Below are 15,707 nucleotides of genomic sequence, written 5' to 3' on the forward strand. Positions count from 1 at the left end.
TAAGTAGTTGAGTGGGTTAGAGGGAGAAATTGACGCCGAACGTGAAGGTGCGGGCGCTCGGATAGCCGGTGTAATCGATGCCGGCCGAGGGCACGCCGTTCACCGTCTTGTTGGTGTTGACTTCAGGGTCAAAGCCCGTGTAGTTTGTGATGACGAACAGGTTCTGGCCGATGGCGTAAATGCTGGCCCCCTTGAATACCTTGCCCAGGTCACCCAAGGCATACGACAACGTTACGTTCGACAGCTTCACGTAGTTACCGCTTTCCAGGTAGCGCGACGACGGCGCGAGCCGGTTGCTAAGGGCCTCCTTAATGGGGGAATCGTAGAGGACCTTGGAAATGTTTTTGCCGCCCTGGATCTGGCTCACGTTGAGCACGCTGTTGAGCGTGTTGTTGTAAATGAGGTTGCCGAATACCCCGTTGAAGTTGGCCGTCAGCGAGAGTTTGGCAAAGCGCACGGTGGTGCTTAGGCCCGCCAGCGTCCGGGGGTTGGGGTTGCCCAGGTAGCGGGGGGCCCCGTTGTCGGCGTACAGCGACTGGCCGGTGGTGGGGTCGAGGCCCTGAAACTGCTGGGTAAAGAACGAGTTGATGGGGTAGCCGCTTTGAATCGTTTCCACCGTCACGCCCGACAAGCCCTGGCCGTTGAGGGCACCCGTCTGGATGACCCCGGGGATGCCCGACACCATATTGCGGATGAACGTGGCGTTGGCGTTGAAGCTCAAGCCGAAGCGTGGCCCGTCGACCGCCGTAACGCCGGCAATCAGCTCGACCCCCTTGTTCACGATGGTGCCGTTGAGGTTACTCCACGTGATGGCGCCGCCGGGCGAAGCGGGCTGAATCGGGGCGAGCGGATACAGCAGGTCAGTCGTCTTCTTGTAGAAGTAGTCGGCCGTCAGCGTCACGCGGTTATTAAACAAGGCAACGTCAACCCCACCGTCGTACTGCTCGTCCGACTGCCACTTCAGGTTGGCGTTGTCGTTGTTGACCTGGCGGGTGCCTTCGTTGTTATTCAGGAAAGCGATGGACCCGCGGGCCGAGCCGGCCGGAAACTCCTGGTTGCCAGTGCGGCCGTAGCCGGCCCGTAGTTTCAGCTGGTTGATGGCTTCCACCTTCAAAAAACTCTCCTGGCTAATGTCCCAGGCCGCCGACAGCGAGGGGAAGTAGCCGTACTTATTGTTGACGCCAAACTTGGTGCTCCCGTCGGACCGCAGGGTAGCCGTGAGCAGGTAGCGCCCCTTGTAGTTGAGGATGGCGCGGCCAAAGAACGATTGCAACTCGGTTACGGGGTCTACGAACGATGTGATGGAGCGGCCCGAGGGATTGGAAAACTGGAGGTAGTTGGTGTAGTCCAGTCCATAGGTACCAAAGCCAATAGGTGCTCCCGTCGTGGTATTCACTGGCCCCCGCCCGTTCAGGTTCGTGCCTGAATAGCCAAACTTGGTGTATTCATAGCCCACCAAAGCGTTCAGGTTAAAGTCGGAACCGAGCTTCTTGTTAAAATTCAGCGTATGGGTCATCTGCTGGGTTTGCAGTTCGCTGGTGCCGATGGCAGCGTAGCCCAACTGCTGATAGTCCGAGATGTTGAGGCGCTGGTCAATAGAAGTGCGGCGGATGCCAGTGCTGTAGTTAATTGCCACCAATGCCCGGTACTCCAGCCAGTCGTTAAACTTGTAATAGGGCGAAACCGATGCCAACGCCGTGGTCACCCGCGAGTTGTCGTTGTAATACTCCTGTTGCGCCACCGGGTTGATGACGGAGCTGCCTAGCCGGGCCACCGGAAGACCATTGGCACCGTAAAGCGAGTCGGTCGGGTTCCACTGCAACGCTTGGCCAATGAGGCTGCCCCGGAAGTCGCCGTTGTTGGTAATGGGAGCCAGTTGCTCGCGCGACTGGCTGGCCGTGATGTTCACGTCTATCCCCAACCGCTTGCTTTCCAAGAACTTCATGTTGGTTACGAAGTTGGTGCTGAATTTCTGGAAGTCAGTTTTCTTGATGATTCCCTTTTGGTCGAGGTAGCCGAGGGAGAGGCGGTACCGGGCGTTTTCACTGCCGCCGCTGATGGCCGCGTTGTAGTTCTGGAGCGGCCCGGTTTGCAGGATAGCCCCCAATGGGTCGTTGCTCAGCCCCTTATTGTTGCTGGCCGAGGCCCCGTAGTAAGTTAGTGCCTGGCGATACTCGTCGGCGCTGAGCACCTTGATCTTGCGCATAATGTTCGAGAAGCCACCCGAGGCACCTATGTCCAGCTTGGCTTCACCTACCTTGCCTCGTTTAGTAGTGATGATAACTACCCCGTAAGCAGCTCGCGAACCGTATATGGCCGTGGCCGAAGCATCTTTCAAAATGTCGATTGACTCAATATCGGCCGGGTTCAGAAAGTTGAGCGGGTTGCTGTCAGGGCTGTCGCCAAAGGCGGTGTTCAGGCCCGGGCGGGCCGAGCGGCCGTCGAGTGGCACGCCGTCCACAACGTACAGCGGCTGGCCGGTGCCCGTCACGGCCGAGTTGCCGCGAATTTTGATGGTGGACGCGCCCCCGGGCTGGCCGCTGTTCTGGGTCACTTGCACCCCCGACGTCCGGCCCTGGATAAGCTGGTCAGGCGAAGTAAACGTGCCCTTGTTGAAATCCTTGGTGCTCAAGGCGCTAACGGCCCCAGTCAGGTCGCTTTTCTTCACCGTGCCGTAGCCAACCACTACCACGTCGCCCAGCGCTTGGGCGTCGTCCTGCATGGTAACCTGCACAGTGGATTTACCAGTGATGTCAACCTTCTGCGTAGCATAGCCGATGAACGAGAAGGACAACGCGGTGGCGGTGTTGGGCACCTGGAGCTGGAAGGTGCCGTCAGAGCCCGTGCTGGCTCCCACTGTGGTGCCGGGCACGATGACTGTGACCCCCGGCAAGCCGACGGCTTTGCTGTCAACCACTTTGCCGGTGATGGCCCGGTTGGTTTGCGCCTGGCTCAGTAGGGGAAATAAAAGAACCAAGAGGGTAAAAGCCAGCAGCTGTAGTAGCGCAGGCTTGGTCTGGCCGACCCGCTGAGCAGCGGGTTGCTCGTAGAGGTTGTAACGTTTGTACCAATTGTTACTCATGAGTGAAAATTGAAGGTGGGAGAAAAATACTTAAGGCGCCAATTTGGCAGCTATTTAGGTGCAATCGATAACGCAAACGAAACCGCAAACGATTACGAGAGGTGGCAGTAAGGCCCCATACTTAACTGGGGAACATTTGGTAGAGTAAAAGTAATTGCTAGCAGTAGATTTATGTAGTTTATTAATACCAAAAAATGTTAAAATTTCATTGATTTAGCTATAATATAAAATTAGAACTATGCAATATATATTGTCATTTTCCAGTGGATCGGCTTAATCTCTAAGTACAGTTGCTTCTGAGAGTAGCTGCTAGAGGCTAGATATAGGTATTGAGCAGCCGCAATAGAATGAGCATAACGCTAGGGAGCCGCTGTGTGGCCGAGGTCAGTTAAGTGCAAAGCAGACATTTGGGCAGTACCGCCCTCGGCGGTTAGGGTGATGCGGCCGGTGTGCTGCCGCGGGAAAACCAAGTCAGTAAGGGTCGTTTCGCCATCCTGGGCAAACACTTCCACTACCGACTTATCGACTAGCAGCCGCAGTTGCAGCTGCCCGTTGCGCAGGGGCACGCTGGCCGTTTCGAGGCTGCTGGCAAACATGGGGTGAAAGTCCACGTTGCCCGACTTAGTGCGGTCAAGCGTCAGGGTTTGCCGGGCCACGTCGTAGCGCAGGGTGGTGCGCTCGGCGGCGCTTTGCAGCACGTTCAAGGTGAGCGTTTTGGCAATACCGGGCGTCAACGTCAAGGTCAGGTCGTAGGATTCGCCTTTAAAAGGCACTTCGTAGCCCGATGCACCGGCCGGGATGGATTGGCTTGGCACGCTCAGCACTTCCTTGCCCAGCGTGCGCAGCTCGGCCACGTGCTGCTGCACCAGCGCCAGGCCGTGGGCCGTGCGGCGCAGGCTCAACTCGCGGGGCACGGCAAAGCAGCCGCGCCACTGGTTGCCGGTGGGCACGGTGGGGGCGTAGGCCCAGTTGTTGGCCCAGCCCACCAGGATGCGGCGGCCCTTGGGGGCATTGCCGAAGGTGACGCCGGCGAAGAAATCCTTGCCAAAGTCCAGGTAGGTAGGCTCGTCGTAGGGCTGGTCGGGTACGAAGATTTTGCCATCGAACCGGCCCAGGAAGTACTGCTGTCCGCGGAACTGCTCGACGGGGCCCCCCGCCGAAATCAGCAGCACCCACTTGGTGCCGCCGCCCGGCACGGGTAGCTCAAACAGGTCGGGGCACTCCCATTCCTTCACCGTGTTGCCAGCCCGGCCCCAGCGACTCAGAAAGGTCCACTGCGTGAGGTTTTTTGATTCGTAGAGGTACACCTGCTGGCGGTCGGCTTTCACGGTGGCCATCACCCACTTGTGCTGCGGGGCGTACCAAAACACCTTGGGGTCGCGAAACTCCTTGCTGCCGATGTCGAGCACCGGGTTCTTGGCGTAGCGCTGCCAGGTAATACCGTGGTCGCGGCTGGTGGCCAGCTCCTGGCGCTGGCGCAGCACCAGGCCCGGGCGCTCCACGTGGCCGGTATAAAAGGCCACCAGCCCGTCGGTGGTGCCGGCCGGAAACAGGCCCGAGGTGTTGGCCGAATCCACCACGGCGCTGCCTGAAAAGATCATCGTGTTGCTGCCGTCGGGGTTCTTGTATTCCGTCAGGGCCGTGGGCTGCGGGACCCAGTGCACCAGATCGGGGCTGGTGGCGTGGCCCCAGGCCAGGTGGCCCGGCGTGGGGCCCTGCGGGTTGTATTGGTAGAAGAGCTGGTACTGGCCGTTGGTGTACACCAGCCCGTTGGCGTCGTTGATCCAGTTTTTGGGCGCCGAGTAGTGGTACACCGGCCGGTACGGGTCGGCCGGGGCCCCCGCCGGGGCGGTGGCGGCCGGCGGCGCCGGGCTGCTGCACGCGCCCAACAAAACCAATGCGCAAGGAAGAAGGGATTTCATGCGGGGAAGAAGCGGGCGAAAACTAAGCAGCGGGCGCGGCGGCCAGGGCCCGCACCTGCGCGGCCGAAATGGCCGGCGTGGCGCCCTGGTAAGTAGCCACCAGGGCCCCGGCGGCGCAGGCAAAGGCCAGGTAATCAACGGGTGCCTGCCCGGCGAGCCGGCCCGTGAGCAGGGCCGCCAGGAAAGCATCGCCGCTGCCAATGGTGTCCTGCACCGTGACGGGCACGCCGGGGCGCTGGTAGAGCTGGCCGTCGGTCCAGAGCGCGGCACCGTCGGCGCCCTTGGTTACGCACACGGCTTGCAGGCCGAAACGCTCGGCTAGCCAGGGCAGGGCCGTTTCCTCGGCCGCCGGGGCCCCAAACCAGTCCGTGATTTCGGCCAGCTCGTGGTGGTTGAGCTTCACCACGTCGGCCTGCTGGAGCAGGTAGGTTACCACCTCGCGCGAGTAGTGCGGGGCCCTAAAATTGACGTCGAACACCCGGAGCCGGGCGTGTTCCAGCAGCTGGTACAGCGTATCGCGCGAGGCCGGGCTGCGGGCCACCAAGCTGCCAAACACAAAGGCATCGGCCGCGGCCACGAGCTCGCCCAGCGCGTCGTCGTACTGGATGTAGTCCCAGGCCACGGGCTGCACAATCTTGTAAACCACCTCGTTGTTATCGCTCACATTGGCCTTTACCGCGCCGGTGAGGTGGGTTTCGCCTTGCTGCACGTACGCGGTGCTGATGCCTTTGGCGGCTACAAAATCCAGTAGCTCGGCCCCCAGGTCGTCGCGCCCCACGCGGCTGATTATTTGCGCGTCCGCGCCAAAGTTGTGCAGGTGCACCGCCACGTTGAGCGGGGCCCCCCCGGGCTGCTTGCCGGTGGGGAGCACGTCCCAAAGCATTTCGCCGAAGCAGGCAATGGTCATGTGAAGCAAAGAGTTAAGGTAGGAAATAGGGCCCCGGGTACGCTAGTGAATCACTAGCGTGCGGTCGGCCTGCTCGAGGCTGGTGCCCTTGGTTTCGGGCATGAAGCGCAGCACGAACACCAGCTGGAGCACCATCATGGCGCAGAAAAACGTGAACGTGGGGCCCCCGCCCAGCCGCTCGGCGAAGTAGGGGAAGGTGAAGGCGATGACCGTAGCCATCACCCAGTGCGTGCTGGAGCCCAGCGCCTGGCCCCGGGCCCGCACGGCGTTCGGGAAAATCTCGGAGATGAATACCCAGATGACGGCCCCCTGCGAGAACGCGAAAAAGGCGATGTACACGAACAGCAGCACCGGCACCAGCACCCCCCCAAACTGCTGGGTACAAAAGGCCCGCGCCACCAGCCCCAGCGTGGCAATGAGGCCCACCGAACCCACCAGCATGAGCGTGCGTCGCCCAAACCGGTCAATCAGGTTGACGCCCAACAAGGTGAAGATGAAGTTAATGAGCCCAATGCCGGCCGACGAAAGCAGCGCCGCGCCCTGGCCCAGGCCCGTCATTTCGAAAATGCGCGGGGCGTAGTAAATGATGGCGTTGATGCCCGACACCTGGTTGAAAAAGGCGAAGGCCACGGCCAGCAGCACCGGCGTGCGGTACTGCGGGTCGAAGAGCGAGCCGCTCTGCTGGGCCGAGTGCGCCTGCGAGGTGAGGATGGCGGCCACGTCGGCGTCCACCGTTTCGGGCTCGATGAGGCGGAGCACGTCGCGGCCCTCCTCGACGCGCCCGTGCAGCAGCAGCCAGCGCGGGCTTTCGGGCACCCGGAACAAGAATAGTAGAAATGCTATGGCCGGCACGGCCTGCACGCCCAGCATCAGGCGCCACGAGTGGGCCCCCACGTTGGCCAGCAGGTAGTTGGACAAGTACGCCACCAGGATGCCGAACACGATGTTGAACTGGAACAGGCCCACGAGCCTGCCCCGCGAGCGGGCCGGCGAAATCTCGGAGATGTAGAGCGGCGCCGTTACCGACGAGGCCCCCACGCCCAGCCCGCCCAGGAAGCGAAACACCAGGAACGGCACCCAGGCCGGGGCCAGCGCCGCGCCCACCGCCGACGCCAGGTAAAGCACCGCAATCCAGCGCAGCGTTTGGCGCCGGCCCAGCCGGTCGGACGGGATGCCGCCGAAGATGGCCCCGATGACCGTACCGATGAGGGCGATGGAAATCGTGAATCCGTGCTCAACGGCACTCAGGTTCCAGAGCTGTTGGATGGCTTTCTCGGCCCCCGAAATCACAGCCGTATCGAAGCCGAACAGAAAGCCGCCAAGCGCCGTGACCAAAGACCAGAACAGAACCTTGCGTTGCATAGACAAAAGAGCGGGATGGGAACGATTGCGCAAATATCTACTATTCTTTTAACCTATGGCTTGCAGCTTTCCTTCAAATCATCGCAAGATTATCACAATTTTCCATTTCTGAAATAATGTACTGATAATTAATGGTTTAACAGCAAATTTGCTTCGCCTATAAACCCGCTGTCTTCAATAATCCGACGCGGCTTGCAAAATTCTGTCAGGTTCAGGTAGGGGTATGCAGCGCCTTGTACTCGGAAGGCGACAACTGGTACTTGCTTTTAAAGGCCGTGGAGAAGTAGGAGGGTGAGGAGAACCCCGTTTGGTAAGCGACCTCGGCAATGGTGCTGCCCTCGACCAGCAGCAATTGCCGCGCTTTGGTGAGGCGCAGGCTCTGGATGTAGTCGCTGACGCCAGTGCCCAGCACGGCCTTCACTTTGCGGTAGAGCTGCATTTGCGACACGCCCAGGTGGCGGGCCAGGTCGTCCACGCTCAGGGCGGGCTGGTCGAGGCGGGCCTCGATGGCGGCGGTGAGGTCGGCCAGGAATTTTTGGTCCACGCGCTGCGGGGCCACGGTGGCGGTGGTTACGCTCAGCTCGCGCCGGAAGTGCTCGCGCTGCTGGCCGCGGTTGCGCAGCAGCGTGCGCAGGCTTTCGATCAGGAACGTGGGGTTGAACGGCTTGGTGAGGTAGAGGTCGGCCCCGGCCTGCACGCCGGCTACCTGCTGCTCGGGCGCGTCGCGGGCCGTGAGCAGCACCAGCGGAATGTGGCTCGTGCGCCAGTCGCCCTTGAGGGCAGCGGCCACCTCCAGGCCCCCCAGCCCGGGCAGCGTCACGTCGCACACAATCACGTCGGGAATGGTTTCGCCAGCCAGGCGCAGGCCGGTGGCCCCGTCGGCCGCCGTGCGCACCCGGAAGTGCGGCTGGAGCTTCTGCACCAAGAAGTTGCGCACCTCCTCGTGGTCTTCGATGACCAGGGCGGTGGCGTCGGTGCGGGCCACGGCGGCGTCGGGCAGCGGCTCGGGGGGCTCGTCGTCGAGCCGCAGGGGCCCCGGGGCCCCGGGGGCTGGGCCGGGCGCGGCGTCGAGAAACGTGGCCGGCCGGGCCAGCGGCAGCGTCACCACAAACGTGCTGCCCACGCCCGGCTGGCTCCGAAACGAGAGCGTGCCCTCGTGCAGCCGGGTGAGGCCCTCGGCCAGCGCCAGGCCCAGGCCCGAGCCGTTGGCCGAAGGCTGGCGGCCCTGGTAAAACCAGTCCAGCACGTGCGGCTGGTCGGCTTCGGCAATGCCGCGGCCGTTGTCTTCCACGCTGATGCGCACGGTGTTATCGGCCGCCACGGGCTGAAGGCTGACGGTAATCTGGCCACCGTTGGGCGTGAACTTGAAGGCGTTGGACAAGAGGTTGAGGAACACCTTGTCCAGGATGGCTCCGTCGAACCAGAGCGTGACGACTGGCTCGGCGGGCAAAAACCGGAACGTGATGCCGCGGCGGCGCGCCGTTTTCTCAAACCCGTCCGTCAGTTCGCGCACGAAGGCCACCAGGTTACCCTCGGTGGCGCGCACGGCCATCTTGCCCACGTCAATCTTGCGGAAATCCAGCAATTGGTTCACCAGCTGCATCAGCCGCTGGGTGTTGCGGCGCACCAGCTGCAGGTCGTGGCGCTGGGCGGCGGTGAGGTCGGCAGGGCTGGTGAGCAGGTCCTCCACGGGGCCCTGGATGAGGGTGAGGGGCGTGCGCAGCTCGTGCGAGAAGTTGGTGAAGAAGCGCAGCTTGGCCTCGGTGGCGTGGCGGGCTTCCTCGGCCAGCGCGGCAATTTGGTTGCGCTGGGCGCTGATTTCCGCGTTCTGCCCCTCCAGCGTGCGCCGGATGCGCCGGTTGACGCGCGACGAGCGCCAGGCCAGGGCCCCCAGCAGTATGGCCCCCAGCAGGCTGGCGCCCAGCAGGTACACCGTGGTTTCCTGGCTGGCGTAGCGGCGCTGCTGGGCTTGCAGGCGCCGCTGCTGCTGGCCCAGGTCGTGGCGCTGCACGGCCAGCTGCTCGGTTTGGGTGCGCATGGTGCCCACGTTGGTCGAGTCCACCACCATGGTACCCAGCACGTTCTCCTTCTCGTAAGGCTCGTGGGCCAGAATGCGCAGGGCCGTGCGGATGGCTTCCTCGCCGCCCGTGGGGTAGAGCAGCGTGGCGTTCAGGGCCCCGTCTTCTACCAGCTGCAAGCCGTTGCCGGGCCCCGGCAATCCGTCCACGCCGATGATGCGGACGTGGGGCCCCAGGCCCAGTGCCTGCGCTACCTGGCGGGCGGCGCGGCCCATGGGGTCGTTGTGGGCAAAAATCAGGTCCACGTCCGGGTGGGCGCGCAGCACGGCCGGCAGCCGCTGGCGCACCGAGCCCGGCAGCCAGTTGCCCTGCACCTGCGCCACCAGGTGCAGCCCCGGGTAGGCCGCCAGCGCCTGCCGGAAGCCCTGCTCGCGGTCGGTAGCCGGCGACGAGCCCGGGGCCCCCAGTACCTCCACCACGCGCCCGCGCCCGCGCAGCAGCTGCGCGGCGTAGTGGCCGGCCGTGCGGCCCACCTCCAGGTTGTTGCCGCCCACGTAGGCCGTGTAGAGGCGCGAAGTAATGCGCCGGTCCAGCACCACCACCGGAATGCCTTGGTTGTAAGCTGCTTCAGTAAGGTCCGTCAGGGGCCCCGACTGGTTGGGGGAGATGATGAGCAAGTCCACCCGCTGCCGGATCAGGGCCTGCACCTGCCGCCGCTGCAAGGCGGTATTGTCGTGCGCGTCCAGCACCTCAAATTGCACGTTGGGGTGGAAGCTCAGCTCTTTTTCCATGCCCGCCCGCATGGCCTGGCGCCAGGCGTCGCCGGCCGTGCACTGCGAAAACCCAATGCGGTAGACGGGCTCCTGAGTGCTTGGGGCGCAGCCGGCCAGCGCTAGCAGCGGCAGCCCCAGCAAAAACCACCGCCGCAACGAATGCAGGCTATTCAAAGGAAAAAGGAAGGCGCGCAAGGATTAGGCTTGTAGGGCGCAAGGTAAGGTAGCCAAGCTTTCTCAAAGGGTCCCAGGCGGGCCGGGGCCCCGTATTATATCAGTATGGGGCCCCGGGCCGGGTCAGCCGCGGCTTTTCAGCGACGATTGGCGGATGATGAGCTCGCCGGGGATGATGCAGGTGCGGGGCTCAAATTGTTCTTTCTGCGCCATTTGCTCCAGAAACAGCCGCGCCGCCTGCTGGCCAATGCGAAAGGGGTGCAGGTCCACTGTGGTGAGGCCGGGCTCGATGAGCATGGCCAGAAACTCGTCGCCGAAGCCCACGATGGCCATGTCGGCCGGCACCCGCAGGCCGCGCTGCTTCAGGGCCAGCAACAGGTCGAAGGCATTGGTGTAGTTGATGGCAAAGATGGCGTCGGGCGGCTCGGGCAGCGCCAGCCACGCATCCAAGGCCGCCACCGCCGACTCGGGGCGGAAGTTAATGTGCGTGCACAGCTCCTCGCTGGTGGGCAGGCCGTGCTTGCGCAGGGCCCCCAGGTAGCCGGCCTGCCGCTGCCGGCTGATGAGCAGCGACGGCGGCCCGGCCAGGATGGCAATGCGCCGGCACCCTTGCTCAATCAGGTGCTCGGTGATGGCAAACGCGCCCTGGCGGTCGTCGAGGATGACCTTGGCGCTGTTCACTTCGTTGCACACCCGGTCGAAGTGCACCACCGGGATGCCGCGCCGCGCCGGCTCCTTCACGTGGTCGAAGTTCTCGGTTTCGCGCGAGTGGCAAATCAGCAAGCCGTCCACCCGGTTGGCAATCAGGGCCTGCACGTTGCTCACTTCCGCCTCGTACGATTCCTTCGACTGGCAAATCATTACCCGGTAGCCCGCCGCCGTGGCCACGTCCTGAATACCGCTGACGGCCGTGGCAAAAAACGGCCGCTCAAGGTCGGGAATTACCACCCCAATGGTCATGGTTTCGCGCCGCTTGAGGCTCTGGGCCAAAAAGTTGGGGTGGTAGTCGAGCTGCCGGGCCGCTTCCTGAATGGCCTTCCGCGTGACGGGGCTGATGTCGGCGTGCCCGTTTAGGGCCCTGGAAACCGTGGACGACGCCACGCCCACGGCGCGGGCCACGTCGGCCAGCGTGGCCTGGTAGCGCTTGCGCTCGGGCACCGCGGGCTTGGCTTCGGTGAAGTGGTAGGCGCAGCCCTTGCAAAAGAACCGCTGCCGCCCCCGCACAAAGCCAGCCTTCATTACGCCCTCGGGTTCGTTACACTTAGTACAGGTGGGCATAAGTTTTTTTGTAAAATAAAAAGAAAGTACCACTCGGTGGTACGATGCAGCGCATTCGATAGCGTAAAGTAACAGTAAAAATTTTCATCAGAAAATTATATTGTGCTACCTATCAAAAACCTTTGTGAAAACCATACCGATAGTTTTTGTTGAAAATCTTGCTGTTTTCAATGATTTAATGCGCAGCAAGCTGTATTGACTTAGTTACATTTGGTAGGAAGTCAGTCGTTGCTACTGCAAATGCCGGTCGATTGCATAAAGCCCAATGTTTTGGGTAGAGGTAATAGTTTTTGTACTATTTAAATATTGCTGCCGTGCTGCACACCATGCGCTGGTTTGGGTCCAACGACCCGGTTTCGCTTTTCGACCTCCGCCAGGCGGGCTGCGCCGGCGTGGTCTCGGCCCTGCACCAGCTGCCGGTGGGTGCGGTGTGGCCAGTTGTAAGCTTCCCCTAAAAGTAGGCCAGTTGAAAGTGGAGAAAGGCGTAATTTTCTCACCTTCAATTCACCCTTATGAAAAAGAGCCGATTCAGCGAAGCGCAAATCGTCGCTATCCTTCAGCAGCAACAAAGCGGGCAGACCGTCGCGCAGATTGTGCGGGAGCACGGCATGAGCGAGGCCACCTTTTACGCGTGGAAAACGAAATACGCGGGCTTGCAAGTCAGTGAGCTGACGCGGCTCAAGCACCTGGAAACCGAAAACCAGCGCTTAACGCAGCTGTACGCCGAGCTGAGCCTGGAAAATCACGCGATTAAAGAGGTCCTGCGAAAAAAGTAGTGGTCCCCACGGCTCGTCGGCAGGCGGCTCACCACTTGGTGGCCCACGGCCTGAGCCAGCGGCGCGCCTGCCAGGTGGTCCGCCTGGCGCGCAGCCGCTACGAACGCGGGGGCCCAGCAACGGCCCGGCCAGCCACCGATGCCGCCGTCACGGCGGCCTTGCGGGCCTTGGTGGCCCGGCACCCGGGGGGGGGGGGCTGGAAATACCACCACCGCCTGCGCAAGAACAACGCGGGGGTCAATCACAAACGCTTGTGGCGTATTTACCAGGCGCTGGGGCTGCAACTGGGCAAGCGGCGCAAGAAACGGCGCTTGCCCGCCCGCCTCAAACAGCCGCTTGAAGTGCCGGCCACGCCAAACGTCTGCTGGTCGCTCGATTTCACCAGCGACGCGCTGACCGATGGCCGCCGCTTCCGCACCCTGAACGTTATCGACGACTTCAACCGCGAGGTACTCGGCATCGAAGTCGACTTTTCGTTGCCCGCGGTGCGCGTCGTGCGCTTGCTGGCCCAGCTCGCTACCCAACACGGACGACCGGCCAAGCTGCGCTGCGATAATGGCCCGGAACTGATTAGCCGTGCCTTGAGCGAGTGGTGCGAAGACCAGGGCATTGCCCTGCACTGGATTCAGCCCGGCAAGCCCACCCGGAATGCTTACGTCGAACGCTTCGACGGCTCGTTTCGCCGCGAGGTGCTCGATGCGTACCTCTTCACTAGCTTGCAGCAAGTGCGGCGGCGGCTCACCGAATGGATGCACGATTACAACACCCTGCGTCCACACCAGGCCCTCAACTTTTTAACGCCCCTCGAAGCCAAACAAGCGGCCTGACTCCAGTTTTGACTGGCCCCCTTTTAGGGGAAGCTTACAGCCCAACATCAACCCCATCGACTGGACCACCGGCGAGGCCAAGCAGACCGACGCCATCATCGTGGTGATGGGCATTACGGGCGTGCTGGAAGGGGAGGAGGGCGAGTCCATCGCCTCGGCCCACGCCGGCGACCGCCTCGACTACAACCTGCCCCAGAACCAAATCGACTTCCTCAAAAAGCTGCGCCAGGGCAGCAAAACGCCCATCATCGCCGTCGTGACGGGGGGGAGCCCCATGAACCTGGCCGAGGTGCACGAGCTGGCCGACGCCGTGCTCCTGACCTGGTACCCCGGCGAGGAAGGCGGCAACGCGGCGGCCGACCTCATCTTCGGCAAGGCTTCGCCCTCGGGCAAGCTGCCCGTCACGTTCCCCCGCAGCTTGGCCCAACTGCCGGCCTACGAGAGCTACGGCATGAAGGGCCGCACCTACCGCTACCTCGAAGCCGAGCCGATGTACCCCTTCGGCTACGGCCTCAGCTACGGCAAGTTTGCCTACTCGGCCGCCCGGCTCTCGGCCACCAAAGCGGCCAAAAACAAGCCCGTCAAGCTAACCGCCACCGTCACCAACAATGGCCCGATGGCCAGCGAGGAAGTTGTGCAGCTCTACCTCACGCACCCGCCCAAAGCCGGGGCCCAAACGCCGCTCTTCGCCCTCAAAGGCTTCCAGCGCGTGAGCCGGGCGCCGGGCGCCAGCACCACCGTCAAGTTCACGCTCACCCCCGACCTGCTGGCCTTGGTCAACGCGCAGGGGCAGGCCGTGGCGCCCAGCGGCCCCGTCACGGTGTGGGCGGGCGGCCTGCCCAGCGCCCGCAGCCTGGAGCTAGGGCCCCCCAAGCCCGCGTCGGCAATGCTCACCATCAAGTAATTTCCCCGCATGAAATACCTCCTCGGCTACGACATCGGTAGCTCTTCCATCAAAGCCTCGCTGCTCGACATCGCCACTGGCCGCTGCGTGGCGGCCGTCACCTCGCCCACCACCGAGATGGGCATGGACGTGCCCCAGCCCGGCTGGGCCGAGCAGCGCCCCGAGCGCTGGTGGCAGGAAGTCATCAACGCCACCCAGCAACTGAAGGCGCAGTACGGCTTCGACGCCTCGCTGCTGGCCGGCATCGGCATTACTTACCAGATGCACGGCCTGGTGCTGCTCGACAAGGCCGGCCACGTGCTGCGCCCCGCCATCATCTGGTGCGACAGCCGCGCCGTGGAAATTGGCAACGAGGCCTTTGCCGGACTGGGGGAGGAGTTTTGCCTGCAAAACTTCCTCAACTCTCCGGGCAACTTCACGGCCTCCAAGCTGAAATGGGTGCGCGAAAACGAGCCCGGGATTTACGCCCAAATCCACAAGATTCAGCTGCCCGGCGACTACCTCGCCTACCAGCTCACGGGCCAAATGCAGACGACGGTCTCGGGCCTGTCGGAGGGCGTGTTCTGGAATTTCAAGACCCAGGCCATCGCCCAGGAGCTACTCGACTACTACGGCATCAGCGCCGAACTGCTGCCCGAAGTGGTTGACACCTTTTCGGTGCAGGGCCACCTCACCGCCGAAGCGGCTCAGGCGTTGGGCCTGGTGGCCGGCACGCCCATCAGCTACCGCGCCGGCGACCAGCCCAACAACGCCTTCTCGCTGAACGTGTTGAACGCAGGCGAAGTAGCCGCCACCGGCGGTACCAGCGGCGTGGTCTACGGCATCAACGAAACTGCCACCGCCGACCCGCGCTCGCGCGTCAACTCGTTTGTGCACGTCAACAGCACCCCCGAGCAGCCCAAAAACGGCGTGCTCATGTGCCTCAACGGCACCGGCATCCTCAACAGCTGGCTGCGCAAAATGGTGGGCAACCTGCCCTACGACCAGATGAACGCGCTGGCCGCCCAGGCCCCCGTGGGGGCCCAGGGGCTGCTATTCCTCCCCTTCGGCAACGGCGCCGAGCGCATCCTCGAAAATCGGCCCGCCGCCGCCGGCCTCCACGGCTTGCATTTTAACATCCACGGCCAGCCGCACCTCATCCGGGCCGCCCAGGAGGGCATCGTGTACGCCCTCAACTACGGCATGGACATCATGCGCGCCTCGGGCGTGCGGGTGCAGAAAGTGCGCGCCGGCCACGCCAACATGTTCCTGAGCCCCGTATTCCGCGAGGCATTTGTGAACTGCGGCAACGTGACTCTGGAGCTTTACGACACCGATGCGGCCCAGGGCGCGGCGCGCGGCGCGGGCATCGGCGCGGGCATCTACGCCAGCCCGAAGGAGGCGTTTAATGGCCTGGCGCGCATCAGCACCGTAGAACCCACACCTACCTTGCAGGTGCAGTACCAGGAAATATATAGCAACTGGCAGGAGTTGCTGGCCCGTGAAACCCGGCCGGCAGAATTGCTGCTGGCGTAAGCTGTGCGGGCGTCGCCTCACCCGCTAGCCCCCTCTCCGAAAAGGAGCGGGGGACTGGTCGCTGGCTCTAGCTTTAAAATGATGATTTTGAGCTAGATGCTAAGACTAAAGCCCGTTCCCTCTCCTTTTCGGAGGGGAGGCTAGGGGTGAGGCAAATGCCAGGCCGGCC

At 62.9% G+C, this 15,707-nt stretch carries 9 protein-coding genes and 1 pseudogene; 4 read left to right on the forward strand and 6 right to left on the reverse strand.

What is annotated here, in order from left to right; all coding sequences use genetic code 11:
• Positions 1-16: 16 nt before the first annotated feature.
• The 6 genes from AXW84_RS06710 to AXW84_RS06735 all read right to left on the reverse strand — a co-directional run bounded on the left by AXW84_RS06710 (position 17) and on the right by AXW84_RS06735 (position 11,477).
• Positions 17-3,082, reverse strand: a complete 3,066-nt coding sequence (locus AXW84_RS06710; protein WP_082773742.1) for a SusC/RagA family TonB-linked outer membrane protein — start codon at positions 3,080-3,082, stop codon at positions 17-19.
• A 359-nt stretch (positions 3,083-3,441) separates the two neighbouring features.
• Positions 3,442-5,004 carry a glycoside hydrolase family 32 protein gene (locus AXW84_RS06715; protein WP_071891065.1) on the reverse strand — a complete coding sequence of 521 codons (1,563 nt, stop codon included), beginning with the start codon at positions 5,002-5,004 and terminating at the stop codon, positions 3,442-3,444.
• A gap of 22 nt (positions 5,005-5,026) precedes the next feature.
• A complete protein-coding gene (locus tag AXW84_RS06720) occupies positions 5,027-5,911 on the reverse strand; it encodes a carbohydrate kinase family protein (protein ID WP_068230403.1) in 885 nt (294 codons plus the stop codon).
• A 42-nt stretch (positions 5,912-5,953) separates the two neighbouring features.
• Complete coding sequence (locus tag AXW84_RS06725; protein ID WP_442905604.1) at positions 5,954-7,273, reverse strand: sugar porter family MFS transporter; 1,320 nt, start codon at positions 7,271-7,273, stop codon at positions 5,954-5,956.
• Between the two features lie 211 nt (positions 7,274-7,484).
• Entirely contained in the window at positions 7,485-10,238 is a 2,754-nt protein-coding gene (locus tag AXW84_RS06730) for a substrate-binding domain-containing protein (protein WP_068230409.1), read from the reverse strand.
• 123 nt (positions 10,239-10,361) lie between these two features.
• Complete coding sequence (locus tag AXW84_RS06735; protein WP_236943267.1) at positions 10,362-11,477, reverse strand: LacI family DNA-binding transcriptional regulator; 1,116 nt, start codon at positions 11,475-11,477, stop codon at positions 10,362-10,364.
• A gap of 365 nt (positions 11,478-11,842) precedes the next feature.
• Between AXW84_RS06735 and AXW84_RS23090 the strand changes: the two are divergent.
• The 4 genes and pseudogenes from AXW84_RS23090 to AXW84_RS06755 form a co-directional block, all read left to right on the forward strand.
• A pseudogene (locus tag AXW84_RS23090) lies at positions 11,843-11,956 on the forward strand (mannonate dehydratase); the annotation flags it as partial.
• A gap of 72 nt (positions 11,957-12,028) precedes the next feature.
• Positions 12,029-13,119, forward strand: a protein-coding gene (locus AXW84_RS06745; protein WP_157886860.1) for an IS3 family transposase whose coding sequence is annotated in 2 segments (ribosomal slippage) — positions 12,029-12,278 and positions 12,278-13,119 — 1,092 coding nt in all. Because the reading frame shifts where the segments join, the coding sequence is not laid out codon by codon here.
• A 106-nt stretch (positions 13,120-13,225) separates the two neighbouring features.
• Positions 13,226-14,023: a glycoside hydrolase family 3 C-terminal domain-containing protein gene (locus AXW84_RS06750; protein ID WP_068230423.1), complete on the forward strand. Its 798-nt coding sequence runs from the start codon at positions 13,226-13,228 to the stop codon at positions 14,021-14,023.
• Positions 14,024-14,032: 9 nt separating this feature from the next.
• Positions 14,033-15,538, forward strand: coding sequence for a xylulokinase (locus tag AXW84_RS06755; RefSeq protein ID WP_068230425.1), 1,506 nt, complete (start codon positions 14,033-14,035; stop codon positions 15,536-15,538).
• Positions 15,539-15,707: the final 169 nt, after the last annotated feature.

This window comes from Hymenobacter sp. PAMC 26628 (assembly GCF_001562275.1).
In the GTDB taxonomy this organism is placed as follows: Bacteria; Bacteroidota; Bacteroidia; order Cytophagales; family Hymenobacteraceae; genus Hymenobacter.